This window comes from Colwellia sp. MB02u-14 (assembly GCF_014076915.1).
GTDB lineage: Bacteria > Pseudomonadota > Gammaproteobacteria > Enterobacterales > Alteromonadaceae > Colwellia_A.
Window position 1 is genome coordinate 1 of record NZ_JACGUX010000023.1, and the last position, 288, is coordinate 288.

1 tRNA gene is annotated in these 288 nt (G+C 35.1%); it reads left to right on the top strand.

The annotated features are described in order from the left end of the window. Nucleotides 1-112 precede the first annotated feature (112 nt). A tRNA-OTHER gene (locus tag H4J52_RS02945) sits at nt 113-199 on the top strand. Nucleotides 200-288: the final 89 nt, after the last annotated feature.

The window sequence follows — 288 nt, forward strand, 5'->3', positions numbered from 1 at the left end:
GTTCAAGTCCAGGTTGAGGAGCCACATAAGATAAGCCTGCAAATATTTGCAGGCTTTTTTTTTCTGAATAACGATACTTCAATTAATTTATTGTAATGACTTAAAGCACAATTTTTCAATAGCTCAGTTGGTAGAGCAACGGACTGTGCTTAAATAAAACGAGCGTTTGTCCCTGGTTCAAGTCCAGGTTGAGGAGCCACATAAGATAAGCCTGCAAATATTTGCAGGCTTTTTTTTTCTGAATAACGATACTTCAATTAATTTATTGTAATGACTTAAAGCACAATT